This is a genomic window from Actinomadura syzygii, from assembly GCF_008085905.1.
Classification (GTDB): Bacteria; Actinomycetota; Actinomycetes; order Streptosporangiales; family Streptosporangiaceae; genus Spirillospora; species Spirillospora syzygii.
Map to the genome: position 1 here is coordinate 353,939 of NZ_VSFF01000011.1, position 16,324 is coordinate 370,262.

Consider the following 16,324-nt stretch of genomic DNA (forward strand, 5'->3'; position numbering starts at 1 on the left):
ACGGGGGGATCATGCCATGCGTACAACCCCTTGATCAGGGTGGCATACGAGGAGGACCGAGCCAATGGAAATGGCGCGTATCGGGGTCACGGGCCTCGCCGTGATGGGCCGGAACCTGGCCCGCAACCTCGCCCGGCACGGGCACTCCGTGGCCCTGCACAACCGCACTTCCGCCAGAACGAAAGCCCTGGTGGAGGAGTTCGGCGGCGAGGGGACTTTCGTGCCCGCCGACACGCCGGAGGCGTTCGTCGCCGCCCTGGAGCGGCCCCGCCGTTTGGTGATCATGGTGAAGGCGGGCGGCCCGACCGACGCCGTGATCGACGAGTTCGCGCCGCTGCTGGAGCCCGGCGACATGATCGTGGACGGCGGCAACGCCAACTTCGTCGACACCCGCCGCCGGGAGGCCGCGCTGCGCGAGCGCGGGATCCACTTCGTCGGCACCGGCATCTCCGGCGGCGAGGAGGGCGCGCTGCACGGCCCGAGCATCATGCCGGGCGGATCCGCCGAGTCCTACGCCGCGCTCGGCCCCCTCCTGGAGGACATCGCCGCCGAGGTCGACGGGACGCCTTGCTGCACCCACGTCGGCCCCGACGGCGCCGGGCACTTCGTGAAGATGGTGCACAACGGCATCGAGTACGCCGACATGCAGCTGATCGCCGAGTCCTACGACCTGCTCCGGCACGCCGCCGGGCTCGCGCCCGCCGAGATCGCCGAGGTCTTCCGGACGTGGAACACCGGCCGCCTGGAGTCGTACCTGATCGAGATCACCGCCGAGGTCCTCGCGCACACCGACGCCGCCACCGGACGCCCCTTCGTGGACGTCGTCCTCGACCAGGCCGAGCAGAAGGGGACCGGGCGCTGGACCGTCCAGACCGCGCTCGACCTGGGCGTTCCGGTGAGCGGCATCGCTGAGGCGGTGTTCGCGCGGTCGGTCTCGGGGCACGCGGGTCTGCGCGAGGCCGCCCAGAACCTCCCGGGTCCTTCCCGCGGCCTGGTCGCGGGCTCCGGCCTCGCGGACGCGGTGGAGAAGGCGCTCTACGCCTCCAAGATCGTCGCGTACGCGCAGGGCTTCCACCAGATCCAGGCGGGCAGCGCCGAGTACGGCTGGGACATCGACCTCGGCGCGATGGCCGCGATCTGGCGCGGCGGCTGCATCATCCGCGCCCGCTTCCTGGACCGCATCCGCGCCGCCTACCAGGCCGACCCGGAGACGCCCACCCTGCTCACCGACGCCCATTTCACCGAAGCGGTCGGCGACGCCCAGGACGCCTGGCGCGAGGTCGTCGGCACGGCCGCGCGGCTCGGCATCCCGGTGCCCGGCTTCTCCACGGCCCTGGCCTACTACGACTCGCTCCGCGCCGACCGCCTCCCAGCGGCCCTCACCCAGGCCCAGCGCGACTACTTCGGCGCCCATACGTATCGGCGTGTCGACCGTGAAGGGTCGTTCCACACGCTCTGGGGCGGCGACCGCACCGAAGTGACCGCCTGACGGTTCCAGGCGCCGGGTGTTGACCCGCCCGGACGCCCGGAGACCGCCATACTGTCGGCGCACTGCGTCACGGTTCGTCGGGGTCACGCTCGACGCCCGCGATCGGGTTGCCTTGGCGGGTGCCGCCCTCCGCGTCCGACTCGTAGCCCTCCTCCGCGCTGTCGGTGCCGGGGACGACGCGCTGATGCGGCTGGTCCTCCAGACCTGAACTGGCTCCGGGTTCTTCGTCCCTCTTGCTCATGCCGTGCCCCTTTCGAGTCGGTTCGCTCCAGCGGGTTGTTGCCGGGCAGCCCGTCCCTAACCGGTCGTCGCGCGATTCTGGTGGTCTGCCGGTCTATGGGCGGTGTAGATACGTTCCCGGGGGCGGCGACGGGAGGCGGACGTGGCGGGCGGGCACCGGATCGATCGCACGGCATGGCCGGAGGACGGCCCGTACCGGCGGCTGCTGGAACTCCTCGACGGCGTCCACAGGGACAACGGCGGAAAGAGCCTCCGCGAGATCGCCGCCGCCATGAACCTGGCCTCGGCCTCGCGCGTCAACGACTTTCTTCGCGGTCGGCGGCGGCCGGTCGACGACCAGCAGTTGGCGTTGCTGGTAAAGGCCCTGGGCGGGGGAGAGGACGACGTGCGCGCGGCCGTCCGGCTGTACGGGCAGGTGCCTGTCGCGAAAACGGTTGCGCGGTCTCCGTGGGCCGAGCACGTCTCCGAACACATCGCCTGGGAACTGGTCGACGAGCAGCGCGATGCCTCCGCCTTCCGGGACGCGACCATCGACATCGCCGAACGCCTGGGACGGCTGAGCGGTACGGCCGAAGCGGCATTGGACGACGATCTCTGGCTCGATGCCGAGCTGGCCGTCCGCTTCGCCAAACGGACGGATTGGCTGCTGCGCACCCCGCTCGCGGAGTTCCTGCGCGATCTCTCCCCGGCCGAGGCCGCGCTTCTGGTGCTGGTTCCGCTGCTGCACCACACCCATATGGTCAAGACGCTTGCCGGGCTTCGTGACATCGCCCCGCTCGACCTCGGCGCGGAGGGTGGCGAGGGAGCGCGGCGCGAATACGAGACCTTTCTCAGAGGGCAGCGTGAACTGGTCGACCGCGCACAGGCCCGGACCTTGCCGGACCGAGACCCAGCCACCACGGAAATCGGCTGGTGGCTGTTCCATCGTTGGGTAGCGCGGTATCCGCAGGCTTACGCCTTGGGCGCCGTGCACGCTCTGCTGAGCGGCATCGAGATCGCCGACCACCGCATGCGGGACGAGGTGCTCGACGCGAAGACCGTCCAGCGATTCCTAGCCGCGCTGCGCCTCGACCTCTCCGAACTCGGCGACACCGATCGGAAGAACGCGCCGCAGTTCGAGACCGTCCTGTTCGCTGGGGAGCCGCATGAGCAGCGCGTGCGGGAACTACTGATCGGACAGATCCTCACGGTCGCCTACGCGCTGACGCTCGACCTCGTCCGGCTCCCGGACATCGTGGTGCGACACCTCGGCATCCCGCATCCGGTGGATCTGGGCGAGCTCCGGGAAACGGTGTCGTCCCGGGCGAAATGGGTGCTCCAGTCGGACTGCCTCGTCCTGCGCGCCGACTGCCATCACGCCGCCGAACTCGAAGGGCTGCGCCAGTACGCGAGCCAGGTCGACGCCCTTCTGCACACGATCCGGCAGGGGTGCGGCGACCATTCCACGATGCAGGTGCTCACGCGGCTGCCGTCCCGCGCGTCCGCCGACGACGTCCGCCCCGGAACCAACGATGACGGCCGCCTCCTTTTCCAACGCGTCAGCCGATTCCGCTTGGACGAGCGCCGCGTGCAGGACCTGCTCATGGGCGAACAGCTCTACCAGGATCGCGGTCTCGCCATTCGCGAGCTGTATCAGAACGCGCTGGACGCCTGCCGCTACCGCCGGGCCCGTCACGCCTACCGCAGCCGAGGCGACTGGCTGGACGAGTGGAACGGCCGCATCCACTTCACCCAGGGCGTGGACGAGAACGGCCGCGCCTACCTGGAATGCCGCGACAACGGAATCGGCATGACCGAGTCCGTCCTCACGGAGGTCTTCTCGCAGGCCGGTGCCCGCTTCACCGACACGACCGAGTTCCTGATCGAGTCGGCCGACTGGAAGAACGCCGACCCACCCATCCCGTTCCACGCCAACAGCCGTTTCGGCATCGGCGTCCTCAGCTACTTCATGATCGCCGACGAGATCGAGGTCGTCACTCGACCCCTGGACCGGGGCCACCGCTCGAACCCTACGCTGATGGTTTCGATCTTCGGCCCGGGTCATTTGTTCCACATCGAGCATCTGCCCACCGACCGCTCTCCAGGCACCTCGGTAAAGCTGTACCTCCGCGAGAGCGAGGACGCTCTGTCCTGCGTGGAAGAGTTGCGCCGCTTCCTCGGCATCGCCGAATTCCGCACTACTGCTGAGCACGAGGCGCAACGTGAGACGTGGGAATCCGGCGTATTGCGACCCCGCGCACGCCCGTCCTGGGAAACTGATGGCCTTGATGCACACGGCAAACTCGTCCCCTGGAAGGACGACGACGGCGGCCAGGTCGTCTGGTGCGAGAAAGGTGGCGGCCTTCTGGTCGACGGCATCTATGTCAAGCCAAGCGTGCGCCGTGGAGTTTTCGCAGGATTGGAAGACGGCACCCTGTATGGCGCGGTCGTCAATCTTACTGGCGCACACGCGCCGGAACAAATCTCCGTGGACCGAAGGAAGGTCCTCTCCGACGTCTCTGACCAGTCTGAGAAATTGCTGGTTTCGGCGCTGAGCGAACTGATTTCAACGGGACGTGATCTGCTGGACGTCTGCTGGCTGAGCAACGTCGCGTGGGCCAGCCCCAGGCTGGGAGATCTTATCAGCGAGGCGTCTGCCGAATCCAGTGCGGGCCTCATGACGCGAGAGGGGACGGTGGATGTCGCCCACACCGGCTGTCTCCTCCAAGACTCCTATCTCGCTTTAGAGGGTGATCGCGTCGAACAGCGTTCCGAAGGTGAAGGGCTCAATTTCTGGAACGTGGATTTTGGTCCATACGTAAGTGACCACGTGGCGATATGGCGTATGGCGGCGCATGGGCGGCTACCTGATTTTATGAAGGAGTCAGTAGTCGGTCGCGGGAGATTGCGGCGTGCCCGGCCATCCGACACTTTTCTCTTAGGGGGTATCTCCAGATATGTTCAGCCGGACCGAAGGGTTAGTCCGAATGACTGGGCCTGGGAGAGGAAGAGTGTCGAGCGCTTTCCGGGTCATGTACTTTGGGTGGCGCTGCTGACTGGAGTAACGCCACGTGAGGTGGCGCAGCGAGCAGTCGACGTGGGCGTCGAGGAAATCCAGCCAGAACGGTTTCCGGCTTCTGGTGGCAACGAGGTCGACCTCACGTTACTCAGCGAGCGACGTACCGGCAGGCCCCAATGGTGGGAAGTGACTGATGTCGTCCCCTATGGACACATAGCTGCAGTGGCACTTCAGTTCGGCTGCGGATTGCGAGACCTGATGAGCCGACTGGAACGATACGGCCATCTGATACCGCCGGGCAGGCCTCCGGAAAAAGCGATCTCTGCTCAGGAACTGCGCATGCTGTGTTGGAGTTCGGATGATGTCAACCCGATCAACAGCAGGCCGCAGCCATTGCCGAGCAGTCATGTCGTGAAAAGTGCGTGGGATCTAGGAATTTCGACCAGTGAGGTGTGCGAATGGATTCGTGAATTCGGCTTCCATGTTGATGATCTTGCTCTGCCAGCTCGGCCATCCGAAGCTGACTATGCGTTGTTCGACTGGAGATTCGGCTATGAAGAGCAAGATGAAATTGATCCCACGCTAACGCTTTCTCCTGCTCATCTAGTCCGCGCGTCACTCGCGCTCAACATTTCGATTCCGGAAGTCGCCGCCCGCCTAGCTGCCTACGGTGTCCCTGTGCCCTCCCCCCGGCGGCTACCTGAGCGTGCCTCTAACGGAGATCTAAAACTGCTCAGCCGAGATGGAGACGGTTTTCCACCCTGGTGGCCGATCGAGCAAGAGATTCCGCTGTCGAATTTTTTGATCGTGAGCAGTCGGGCGGATCTCGAACCGGAGCAGGCAGCGGCGCGTCTTGCTGAATATGGAATGAGAGTCCCGAACGGACCGTTCCCTGCCAAACTCGACGAGCCGCGGATGCGGCTGCTCTCGAAGAGGTTCTTTACCGGTGCGTGGCTCGATCCGAGGTGTGTTGTGCACCGGGCCCATCTGGTCCGAGCTTCTGTCGAGATGGGCATCAGTCCCGGAGAGGCAGCCGGGCATTTGATCGAGTGCGGACTGACCGTTCCGCCTGGTGAGATCGCGAATGCACCCGATCCGGTGGATCTAGTGCTGCTGCGCTATGGCCATTCAATTTCCGACCGATGGCTTGACGTAGAGCAGCCCGTGCCGCTGCTTCATTTACTGCGCGTCTCTCGGCGGCTCGGGATGAGCGTATGGGCGGCGGCTGAGCGACTGCGGTGGCTTGGTATGGACGTGTCCGACGTCGATGACAGCATCGCGGAAGCGCTGCGTCGGGTGCCGTGGGCATAGTTAGCTGTAGAATTGCCGGGTGTGGATTCCGGGGGACGATGAGATCCGGGCCTTGCATGAGCGGTATGCGCCGAGCCCGCAGGCGTTCGATCTCGTCTGGACGCACTGCGTCATCGTGTGTCGCATCGCCGAGCAGGTCGTCGACGGGCTCGACGTGGACAAAGACCTCGTCCGGGCCGGATGTCTGTTGCACGACATCGGCGTCTACCGCCTGTACGACGTCACCGGCGAACTCGACCACAAGCAGTACGTCCGGCACGGCGTCCTGGGACACGAGATCCTGAGCAGCGAAGGGTTCCCCGAGGAGATCTGCCGGTTCTGTTCGCATCACACCGGGATGGGCCTCACCGCGGACGACATCGAGAGCCAGCGTCTTCCCCTCCCCAAAGGTGACTACGTGGCCGAGTCCGACGAAGAGCGGGTCGTCATGTACGCGGACAAGTTTCACAGCAAGTCCATCCCGCCGAGGTTCGTGTCGGCTGACTCGTTCGCGCTGCATGTGAGGCGATACGGCGAGGACAAAGTCACTGCCTTCGAGGCGATGCGCGAGACGTTCGGGGAGCCCGATCTCGCGCCCCTCGCAGTTGAGTACGGCCACGCCCTGGTGTAACCCCACTCGTGCGCCCGCGTACCGCGTCCCACCACGAAGCCCCAGGTCAGCAACAGGCTCCGCAGAGCGCACAACGCACGTCACGCAAGCGCACGCCCACCGGATGCGCGTCCGGCGCAGGCTGCTCTCGTTCGCAGGACGACGGGAGTGGGCCATGCAGACGATCGTGGAATTGGCGCCGGTGATCGGCGGGGTGCTGAACGTGGTGGCGGCCGCTGTCGGGGCCGTCACGGCGCTCACCGTGAAGAGGCGGTGACGCGGCAGTGCGCGAACGGGGGCAGGATGGAGGGGTGAGCCTTATCGATGAGCTTCCCACCGGAAACGACGCCGACGCCGATTCGCTGTTCGAGGCGTTCGAACGGTGGGTGTCGGGACGCGGGATCACGTTGTATCCCGCACAGGAGGAAGCGCTCATCGAGGTCGTGTCCGGGGCGAACGTGATCCTGTCCACGCCGACCGGGTCGGGCAAGAGCCTGGTGGCGGCGGGCGCGCTGTTCGCGGCGCTGGGCCATGACAAGGTCGGCTTCTACACCGCGCCGATCAAGGCGCTGGTGTCGGAGAAGTTCTTCGACCTCTGCGAAATGTTCGGACGCGACAACGTCGGCATGATGACGGGCGACGCCAGCGTCAACGCGGACGCGCCCATCGTGTGCTGCACCGCCGAGGTGCTCGCCAACATCGCGCTCAGGGACGGCGCCGACGCCGACATCGGCGTGGTCGTCATGGACGAGTTCCATTTCTACGCCGAGCCCGAGCGCGGCTGGGCGTGGCAGATCCCGCTGCTCGAACTGCCGCAGACGCAGTTCCTGCTGATGTCGGCCACGCTCGGCGACGTCACGTTCTTCCAGAAGGACCTGACGCGGCGGACGGGACGCCAGACCGCGCTGGTGACGTCGGCGGAGCGGCCCGTCCCGCTGATCTACGACTACCGGGTGACGCCGCTGCACGAGACGATCGAGGAGTTGCTCGCCGAGCAGAAGGCGCCGATCTACCTGGTGCACTTCACGCAGGCGGCGGCGATCGAGCGGGCGCAGTCGCTGATGAGCGTCAACGTGTGCACCAAGGCGGAGAAGGCGCGGATCGCGGAGCTGATCGGGAGCTTCCGGTTCACGACGAAGTTCGGACGGAACCTGTCGCGGTTCGTCCGGCACGGGATCGGGGTGCACCACGCGGGGATGCTGCCGAAGTACCGGCGACTCGTGGAGCGGCTCGCCCAGGCCGGGCTGCTCAAGGTCATCTGCGGGACGGACACCCTCGGCGTCGGTGTCAACGTCCCCATCCGCACGGTCGTGTTCACCGCGCTGAGCAAGTACGACGGGCATCGGGTGCGGCGGCTGCGCGCCCGCGAGTTCCACCAGATCGCCGGACGCGCCGGACGCGCCGGTTTCGACACGGTCGGCTTCGTCGTCGCGCAGGCCCCCGAGCACGTCGTGGAGAACGAGAAGGCCCTCGCGAAGGCGGGCGACGATCCGAAGAAGCGCCGGAAGGTGCAGCGGAAGAAGCCGCCGGAGGGGTTCGTCGGCTGGGACGAGGACGTCTTCGCCAAGCTCCAGAAGGCCGAGCCGGAGATGCTGAGGTCCCGGTTCCAGGTCAGCCACGCGATGCTGCTGTCGGTGATCGCGCGTCCAGGCAACGCGTTCCAGGCGATGAAGCGGCTGCTGACCGACAACCACGAGGAGCCCGCGGCGCGCCGCCGCCACATCTCCCGGGCGATCGCGATCTACCGGTCGCTGCTCTCGGCCGGGGTGGTGGAGGTGCTGGCCGAGCCGGACGAGCTGGGCCGGTACGCGCGGATCACCGTCGACCTCCAGGAGGACTTCGCGCTCAACCAGGCGCTGTCGACGTTCGCGCTGGCGGCGTTCGAGGTGCTCGACCCGGCGTCGCCGTCGTACGCGCTGGACGTCCTGTCGGTGATCGAGGCGACTCTGGAGGACCCGCGGCAGATCCTCGCGGCGCAGGTCAACAAGGCGCGGGGCGAGGCCGTCCAGGAGATGAAGGCGGAGGGCATCGAGTACGAGGAGCGGATGGAGCTGCTCCAGGAGGTCGACCACCCGAAGCCGCTGGAGGAGGTGCTCGACGCCGCGTACGGGATCTACCGGGCGGGCCATCCGTGGGTCGGCGACCATCCGCTGCGCCCGAAGTCGGTGGTGCGCGACATGTTCGAGCGCGCGATGACGTTCACCGAGTACATCGGGTTCTACGAGCTGGCGCGGGCGGAGGGGCTCGTCCTGCGGTACCTGTCGGGCGCGTACAAGGCGCTGCAGCAGACCGTCCCGGAGTCGATCAAGACGGACGACCTGATCGACCTGATCGAGTGGCTGGGCGAGCTGGTCCGGCAGGTCGACTCCAGCCTCCTGGACGAGTGGGAGCAGCTCGCGAACCCCACCGACGAGGAGCTGGACGCGCCGATCCAGGAGCGGATCACCAGGGTGACGGCGAACGCGCGGGCGTTCCGGGTGCTGGTGCGCAACGCGATGTTCCGCCGGGTGGAGCTGGCGGCGCTGGAGAAGTACGCGGAGCTGGGCGACCTCGACCCGGACTTCGGCGCGGCCGGGTGGGCGGACGCCATGGACGGGTACTTCGCCGAGCATGACGAGCTGCTCACCGGCCCCGACGCGCGCGGTCCGAAGCTCCTCCAGATCGAGGAGGTCCCCGAGGACGAGTTGTGGCGCGTCCGGCAGGTGTTCGACGATCCCGAGGGCCACCACGACTGGGGGATCAGCGCCGAGGTCGACCTCGCGGGCTCGGACCAGGAGGGCGAGGCGGTCGTCCGCGTGACCGCCGTCGACCGGCTCTGAAAGAGGAGGGACATTCGCATGGTGCAGGTCGCGGTGGCGCAGTTCGCGCCGGGCGTGAACAAGGACGAGAACCTCGCGACGATCGGCAAGCTGGCGGGCGAGGCGGCCGGACGGGGCGCGGCGGTCGTCGTGTTCCCCGAGTTCGCCATGTTCACCGCGCCGAAGCTCGACCAGCGGTTCCTGGACTCCGCTGAGCCGCTCGACGGCCCGTTCACCACCGGGCTCGCGGAGCTGGCGACCCGGCTCGGCGTCCACGTCGTCGCGGGCGTCAACGAGCGGCTGGACGACCCCGACCGCATCTCCAACACGCTCCTCGCCATCGGCCCCGGCGGCGACGTCGTCGCCGAGTACCGCAAGCTCCACCTGTACGACGCGTTCGGGTACAAGGAGTCGGCGGTGGTCCGTGCCGGTGAGATCGGGGAGCCGCAGACGTTCGCGGTCGAGGGCGTCACGTTCGGCATGCAGACCTGCTACGACGTCCGGTTCCCGGAGGTGACGCGGCGGATCGTGGACGCGGGCGCCGACGTCCTCGCGCTGCCCGCCGACTGGGTGCCGGGCCCGCTGAAGGAGGACCACTGGCGGACGCTCGTCCGGGCCCGCGCGATCGAGAACACCGTCTACGTCGCCGCCGCCGGGCAGTGCGCCCCGACCGGCGCCGGGAACAGCATGGTCGTCGACCCGATGGGCGTGGTGGCGGCCGGGCTGGGCGACGGGACGGGCGTGGCGTCCGCGGAGGTGTCGCCCGAGCGGATCGCGGCCGTCCGGAAGACGAACCCGGCCCTGAGCCTCCGCCGCTTCACCGTCGCGCCCGCCCGCTGAGGAACCGCACGAGACGCTCGCCGGTATCGAGGCGGCAACAGTAGCGGCGTTTCTGCGTGTCCGTTCGGATGCGGAGCGTGACCATCGGTGGGTGCGTCTTTCGTCGAAGGTTCCGCCCGCCGGGTACACCCGCGCCGGGCCGAGGCCGCCGCGCCGCCGTCCGCCGCTCCGGGCGGTCGTGGCGGCGGCGGTCGCGGCCGTCCTGGGAACGGGGGTGCTCGCCGCCGTGCTCGTCACCGTGCACGGGGCGGCGGGCCGCCCGGCTCCCGTCCGTCCCGCCGCGCCGGACACGGTCACGCCGTCGTCCGTCCCGGCGCCGCCGCCCGCCCCGAAGAGCGGCGCGGCGGAACCGGGACGCGTCGGCGCCAAACCGAAACGAGCGGGCGGCGGGTCCGCGAAACCGCGCGGCACCCGGGCGGTTCCGACGCGGAGGCGTCCCACCGCCAGCGGGCGCCCGCGCTCGCGTCCCTCGAAACGGCCGAAGGCCAGGCCGCGGCCGGGCGTGCCGCCGTGGGTGCGGTCCGAATGCGCCCGCCGCTTCCCGGACGACCCGCGCCGCCGGGCCGCCTGCGTCGCCGTCCTCAGCGGCCGGTTCGGCGGACGCTGACCGGCCGCGGGGGGTCAGGCGGCCTTCGACCGCGTCAGCCGCTCGGCCTCGGCGCGGAGCGCGGGGAGGTCGGCGCCGGCCTCGGCCGCGAGCCGCGCCGACAGGGACTTCTCGTCCTGGAGGAGGCCGAGCAGGAGATGGCCGGCGCGGATGTCCCCCGACTTGAGCCGGAGCGACTGCCGCAGGCTCAGCTCCAGGGCCTTCTTCGCCCTCGGCGTGAATGGGATGTGGCCCTTGCGGACGGCGCCGCGCTCGCCCGCCGGGGCGTCGAGGGCGCCCTCGCCGAACGTCCGCTCCGTCGCCTCCCGGACGGCGTCGAGGTCGATGCCGAGCGTGCTCAGCGCCTCGGGGTCGAGGGGGTCGGCCGACCCGTGGACGAGCCGTGCCCGGACGTCGCCCGCGGTCAGCCCGTGCGCGGCCGCGGCCCGCGCCTCCGGGCCGTCCGAGGCGAGCAGGGAGAGCAGCAGGTGCTCGGTGCCGATGTGGTGGTGCCGCAGCCGCCGGGCCTCCTCCTGCGCCCCGGCGACGATCTCCCGCGCGTCGGCGGTGAAGCGCTCGAACATCCCGCTAGTCCTCCTTCTTCAGAATGCGGCGCCTGCCGCCGCCGTGCTTCTTGTGGACGGCCTGCCTGCTCACCCCGAGGCACACCGCGATCTCCTGCCAGGACCAGCCCTGCTCGCGGGCGCTCGCGACCTGCAGCGCCTCCAGGCGCTCGGACAGTTCGCGCAGCGCCCGGACGGCCCGCAGCCCCACCGCGGGGTCCCGGCTGCTCGCCTCCTGGGCGAGCGTCACTCCATCGCTCATGCCTGTCAATGTAGGTTGACGCCTGCCCGAGTGTCAACCCACGTTGACGCGCGCCGTGCCTAGCGGACGGCGATCAGGGTCGTGAGGAGATCGTCGAGGTTGACGAGACCTGCGGCGCGCCCGTCCGGGGTGACGGCCAGGCCGAGATGGCTGTGGTGGCGTTTCAGGATCGCGACCGCCTCGCCGACCGGCGTCGCGATCGGCATCGCGGGCACCGGGTGCGCCAGCTCGTCCGCCGGGGTCTTCCGGCCCCGCGCGCGGGCCAGGTAGGCGTCCCGGACGTGCACCATCCGCGCCGAGCCGGACCGCCTGCCGCCGCGCAGCACGATCCGCAGGCTGCCGGTCTGGACGGAGGCGTCGATCACCTCCTGCGGAGTCGCCGCCGCGGGCACCGACACCACCTCCGAGACCGGGACGACGAGCTCGGCGAGCGGGGCGCGCGGCGCGTCCAGCGCGGCGGTGAGCAGGGTCAGCTCGGTGTCGCCGATCAGCCCGAGCCGCCGCGAGTCCTGCGCGATGCTGCGCAGCTGCTCCGGCGTCCGCGACACCTCCCGCGCGTTCACCGGTTGGACGCCGACGAGCCGCAGCAGCAGGTTCGTCGTCCCGTTCAGCGCGGCGAGCAGCGGCCGGACGACGGTCGCGAACCCGCGGAACGGCAGCCCGAGCACCGCCGCCGACCGCTCCGGATCGGTGATCGCCACCGACTTCGGCGCCATCTCGCCGACGACCATGTGCAGGAACGTCACGAGCGCCAGCGCGATGACGAACGCGACCGCATGCGCCGCGCCGGACGGCAGCCCCGCCGCGTGGAACGGCGGGAGGAGCGTCTCCGCGAACACCGGCTCGGACACGAGCCCGAGGCCGAGCGAGCACATCGTGATGCCGAGCTGCGCCCCGGCGAGCGTGAGCGACAGCTCGTCGATCCCGGCGACCGCCGCGGCGGCGGCCCGGCCGCCCCGCGCGGCGGCGCGTTCCAGCCGCGGCCGCCGGGCCGCGACCAGCGCGAACTCGGTGGCGACGAAGAAGCCGTTCGCGGCGAGCAGCGCGAGCGTGACGGGCGCGCCGAGAGCCAGGTTCATCGCTGCTCCTCCCTTTCGTCCTCCGACGCCCGCACGACGGTGCGGACGCGGATCAGCCCCGGCACGTGCCGCCGGACGGTCAGCACCTCGATCACGGCGGTGCGGGCGGGCTCGTCCAGCCGGTCCGGCTGGAGGTCGATCGTCACGACGTCGCCGCGCCGCGCCACCCGTCCGAGCCGTTTCAGCAGGAGGCCCGCGACGGTCTCGTAGTCGCCCTCGGGGAGCCCGATGCCCGTCTCGTGGGCGACCTCGTCCATCCGGAGGCCCGCGTCGGTCGTCCACCACTCGCCGGTGCGGATCGCGACGTCCTCGTCGGGCTCGTTCTCGTCGGCGATCTCACCGACCAGCTCCTCGGACACGTCCTCCCAGGTCACGATGCCCGCGAAGCCGCCGTACTCGTCCACCACGCAGGCGAACGGCGCGGCGGCGCCCTGCAGCCGGAGGACGACGTCCGGCAGCGGCAGCGAGGACGGCAGCAGCAGCGGCTCCCGCGCGATCGCGCGGACCTCGGTGCGCTCCGCCTCGGCCGGGGCGAGCCGGATCAGCTCCGCGAGGCCGACGACGCCGACGAGGTCGTCGACGCTGTCGCCGACGACCGGGTACCGGGAGTGCCCGCTCGCCAGGATCACCTCGTCGAGCTCGGCGGCGCGGGCGGACGCGGGCACGGTCACCACGTCCACGCGGGGGATCATCACCTCCTCGGCGTCCAGCTCGGCGAACACGAGGGCGCGCTCCAGCAGGTCGGCGTGGCCCGCCTGGAGCTTCTCGCCGGACTCGCCGATGATGTGCCCGAGCTCCTCCAGCGTCGCGCCGTGGTGCAGCTCCTCGACCGGCTCGATGCCGACCGCGCGGACGAGCCGGTTCGCCGCCGCGTCGAACAGCCTGATCAGCGGCCCGGCCACCGTCAGGTACGCGAGCGTGGACGCGGCCAGCGCCCGCGCCATCGGCTCCGCCTTCGCCAGCGCCAGGTTCTTCGGGAACAGCTCGCCCAGCACCATCTGCAGGACGGTCGCGAACCCGAACCCGAGCGCCACCGCGAGCCCGCCGGACAGCGCCGCCGGGACCCCGGCCGCGTCCAGCGCCGGGTCGATGAGGCCGCCCAGCGCGGGCTTCGCGATGAACCCGACGACCAGGGCGGTGACGGTGATGCCGAGCTGCGCCCCGGACAGCATGAACGACAGCCGTCCCATGACCCGCACCGCCCGCTCGGCGGCCCGGTCGCCCTCCGCCGCGCGGGCGTCGAGCACCGGACGGTCCGCCGTGACGAACGCGAACTCCTGCGCCACGAAGTAGCCCGTCGCGACGGTCAGCACGAGGACGGCCAGCAGCCCCAGCCCCGCGATCACCCTGTCTCCCTTCGTCTCCGGTCGATGTGCGAGATCTACCTACCCGTCATGCGTCCCTCTCCCATCGGAAGATCAGGACGGTTATCTACCGCTCTGCGTGGAATGAACCATGAACGAGCAGAGGCCGCGGCCACCGGATGCGAGGGGGCGCCCATGCCCAAGCCGTTCGCGTCGTCCGCAGATCTGGGCGACAAGACCCCGACCCTGGAGATCCTGGCCGACGGCGTGTACGCGCTCACCGCCGAGGGCGACCCGAACATCGGCGCCGTCGAGGGCGAGGACTTCCTCGTCTGCTTCGAGGCCCTCGCCACGCCCGCCGCCGCCCGGGACTGGCTCACGGTGCTGCGGGCGCACACCGACAAGCCGATCCGGTACCTCGTCCTGTCGCACTACCACGCCGTCCGGACGCTGGGCGCCAGCGCGTTCAACGCCCCGGTGATCATCGCCCACGACCGCACCCGCTCGCTGATCGCCGAGCGCGGCAAGCAGGACTGGGAGTCGGAGCTCGGCCGGATGCCCCGGCTGTTCAAGGACCCGGACGGCATCCCCGGCCTCACCTGGCCGACCACGACGTTCTCCAGCACGCTCACCATCGACCTCGGCGGCGACCGCGGCGACCTCGACCTCGCCTACTGCGGACGCGGCCACACCGAGGGCGACATCGTCGCCTGGCTGCCCCGGCACCGCATCCTGTTCGCCGGGGACCTCGTCGAGACGCAGGCCGCCCTCTACACCGGGGACGCCTTCCACCGCGAATGGGCGACGGGCACGCTCGACCACGTCGCCTCGTTCGGCGCGGAGACGCTCGTCGGCGGGCGCGGCGCCGTCGCGCACGGCCGGGACGAGGCGGCCGCCGCCGTCGCGCAGACCCGCGACTTCCTGGACACGATGATCCGCGAGACCGGCCGCGTCAAAGACGCGGGCGGTGCGCTCAGGGACGCCTTCGAGGCCGTCCACGCCGCGCTCGCGCCCGCCTACGGCCGCTGGCCGATCTTCGAGCACTGCCTGCCGTTCGACGTGTCCCGCCTCTGGGACGAGATGGACGGCGTCGAACGTCCCCGGATCTGGACGGCCGACCGCGACCGCGAGGTCTGGGCCGCGCTACAGGACTGACCCGGCGATGGGCCCGCGGCAGCGTCCGATGTCCGGATCCCGTGACATTCGTGGAGCCGGGCCGCCCGCCTGCCTAGGGTCGGTGGGGAGTGCCCATGAATGAGGAGATCCGCCCCCGTCCGGTGTTCGACCCCGGCGTCCCCGGCGACGACCGCGCCGTCCTCGCCGCCGCGCCGGAGCGGCTCGTCCCGGCCTGCCAGCCCGCGCCGCCCCTGCCCCGGCTCCGCCCCGCCACGGTCGTCGCGCGGCTGCTCTGGATACCGGCGTTCGCGTTCTTCTACGGCGTGCTGCCCGGCGGGTGGCTGCGGCTGTTCCTGCTCGCCTCGCTCGACGGGGACGACCTCGTCGGCGGCGCCGCGCGGTGGGGGAGGGCGCCCGTCGTCGCGATGATGGTCACGCCGGCCCTGCAGATCCTCCTGCTGCTCCTCGGGCAGGACGAGGCGGCCCTCCTGCTCGCCGCCGTGAGCTTCACCGGGTGGACGGCCGGCGCGCTGCGGTACGTCCGCGAGCCCGCCGCCGCCCGCGCCGCGCGCGAGCACCACGGCTCCTACCTGCTGCCGGGCGACTTCGACGGGCCCGCGGCGCGGCTGCTCGTCCGGGCGCAGCGGGCCGTCGACGCCGTCCTCGGGTCGCGGTCGCACGGCGCCGGGCTCCTCGACGACGTCAACAACACCGTCGTCCTGCCACGGCAGGAATGGGAGATCGCGTGCGTGCTCGCCGAGCACACCCGGCTGCGCGGGGAACGCGTCGCGCAGCAGCCCGAGCGGCTGTCCCCGCGCGTGCGCGCCCTGCTCGAACCGCAGGACCGGGCGCTGGCGGCGTCCGTCCGCTCCGTCACCGGGCGGATCGAGGCGCTGGAGGCGTACGCGCGGCGGGCGGGGGAGGCCGACGACGCCTACCACGAGTCGCGCGTCCTGCAAGGGCTGCCCGAGCAGAACGCCCGCTACCGCGACCTGCTCGCCGGCACGGTCGGGGACGAGATGGCGGGCGCGGAGATCCGCGGGATGGCCGACGACGCGCACCACGCCGAGCGGGCGCTGCGCGACCGCGTCACGAGCGCCCTGCGCGCGGGCCGCGACCTCACGCTCCCCGGCGAGTGACGCGCCGCGG

At 70.4% G+C, this 16,324-nt stretch carries 13 protein-coding genes; 8 read left to right on the forward strand and 5 right to left on the reverse strand.

What is annotated here, in order from left to right:
• The first annotated feature begins 64 nt into the window (after positions 1-64).
• A complete protein-coding gene (gene gndA / locus FXF65_RS29595; RefSeq protein ID WP_148353322.1) occupies positions 65-1,489 on the forward strand; it encodes an NADP-dependent phosphogluconate dehydrogenase in 1,425 nt (474 codons plus the stop codon).
• A gap of 67 nt (positions 1,490-1,556) precedes the next feature.
• Here gndA and FXF65_RS44000 read toward each other — a convergent pair whose 3' ends face one another.
• Positions 1,557-1,730, reverse strand: a complete 174-nt coding sequence (locus FXF65_RS44000; protein WP_187412547.1) for a hypothetical protein — start codon at positions 1,728-1,730, stop codon at positions 1,557-1,559.
• 141 nt (positions 1,731-1,871) lie between these two features.
• Here FXF65_RS44000 and FXF65_RS29600 point away from each other — a divergent pair, with 141 nt between their 5' ends.
• The 5 genes from FXF65_RS29600 to FXF65_RS29620 all read left to right on the forward strand — a co-directional run bounded on the left by FXF65_RS29600 (position 1,872) and on the right by FXF65_RS29620 (position 10,872).
• Entirely contained in the window at positions 1,872-6,038 is a 4,167-nt protein-coding gene (locus FXF65_RS29600) for a wHTH domain-containing protein (RefSeq protein WP_148353323.1), read from the forward strand.
• A 19-nt stretch (positions 6,039-6,057) separates the two neighbouring features.
• The gene (locus tag FXF65_RS29605) at positions 6,058-6,648 is read left to right on the forward strand and encodes an HD domain-containing protein (protein WP_148353324.1); all 591 of its coding nucleotides are present in this window, start codon (positions 6,058-6,060) and stop codon (positions 6,646-6,648) included.
• Between the two features lie 290 nt (positions 6,649-6,938).
• Positions 6,939-9,446, forward strand: a complete 2,508-nt coding sequence (locus tag FXF65_RS29610) for a DEAD/DEAH box helicase (protein ID WP_148353325.1) — start codon at positions 6,939-6,941, stop codon at positions 9,444-9,446.
• Between the two features lie 18 nt (positions 9,447-9,464).
• On the forward strand, positions 9,465-10,265 hold the full coding sequence (locus tag FXF65_RS29615) for a carbon-nitrogen hydrolase family protein (RefSeq protein ID WP_148353326.1): 801 nt from the start codon (positions 9,465-9,467) through the stop codon (positions 10,263-10,265).
• A 91-nt stretch (positions 10,266-10,356) separates the two neighbouring features.
• On the forward strand, positions 10,357-10,872 hold the full coding sequence (locus FXF65_RS29620; protein WP_148353327.1) for a hypothetical protein: 516 nt from the start codon (positions 10,357-10,359) through the stop codon (positions 10,870-10,872).
• Between the two features lie 14 nt (positions 10,873-10,886).
• On the opposite strand, the gene FXF65_RS29625 is transcribed toward FXF65_RS29620, so the two are convergent.
• The 4 genes from FXF65_RS29625 to FXF65_RS29640 are packed head-to-tail and all read right to left on the reverse strand — an operon-like array spanning position 10,887 to position 14,101.
• Complete coding sequence (locus FXF65_RS29625) at positions 10,887-11,435, reverse strand: Clp protease N-terminal domain-containing protein (protein WP_148353328.1); 549 nt, start codon at positions 11,433-11,435, stop codon at positions 10,887-10,889.
• A 4-nt stretch (positions 11,436-11,439) separates the two neighbouring features.
• Positions 11,440-11,676 carry a helix-turn-helix domain-containing protein gene (locus tag FXF65_RS29630; protein ID WP_148353329.1) on the reverse strand — a complete coding sequence of 79 codons (237 nt, stop codon included), beginning with the start codon at positions 11,674-11,676 and terminating at the stop codon, positions 11,440-11,442.
• Positions 11,677-11,735: 59 nt separating this feature from the next.
• Positions 11,736-12,755 (reverse strand): CNNM domain-containing protein, encoded by a 1,020-nt coding sequence (locus FXF65_RS29635; RefSeq protein ID WP_148353330.1) that lies wholly within the window; start codon positions 12,753-12,755, stop codon positions 11,736-11,738.
• On the reverse strand, positions 12,752-14,101 hold the full coding sequence (locus FXF65_RS29640; protein WP_148353331.1) for a hemolysin family protein: 1,350 nt from the start codon (positions 14,099-14,101) through the stop codon (positions 12,752-12,754). Before FXF65_RS29640 ends, FXF65_RS29635 begins: the two co-directional genes overlap by 4 nt.
• Positions 14,102-14,254: 153 nt before the next feature.
• Here FXF65_RS29640 and FXF65_RS29645 point away from each other — a divergent pair, with 153 nt between their 5' ends.
• Complete coding sequence (locus FXF65_RS29645) at positions 14,255-15,214, forward strand: MBL fold metallo-hydrolase (protein ID WP_148353332.1); 960 nt, start codon at positions 14,255-14,257, stop codon at positions 15,212-15,214.
• Positions 15,215-15,309: 95 nt separating this feature from the next.
• Positions 15,310-16,314 carry a hypothetical protein gene (locus FXF65_RS29650; RefSeq protein ID WP_148353333.1) on the forward strand — a complete coding sequence of 335 codons (1,005 nt, stop codon included), beginning with the start codon at positions 15,310-15,312 and terminating at the stop codon, positions 16,312-16,314.
• The last annotated feature ends 10 nt before the right edge of the window (positions 16,315-16,324 follow it).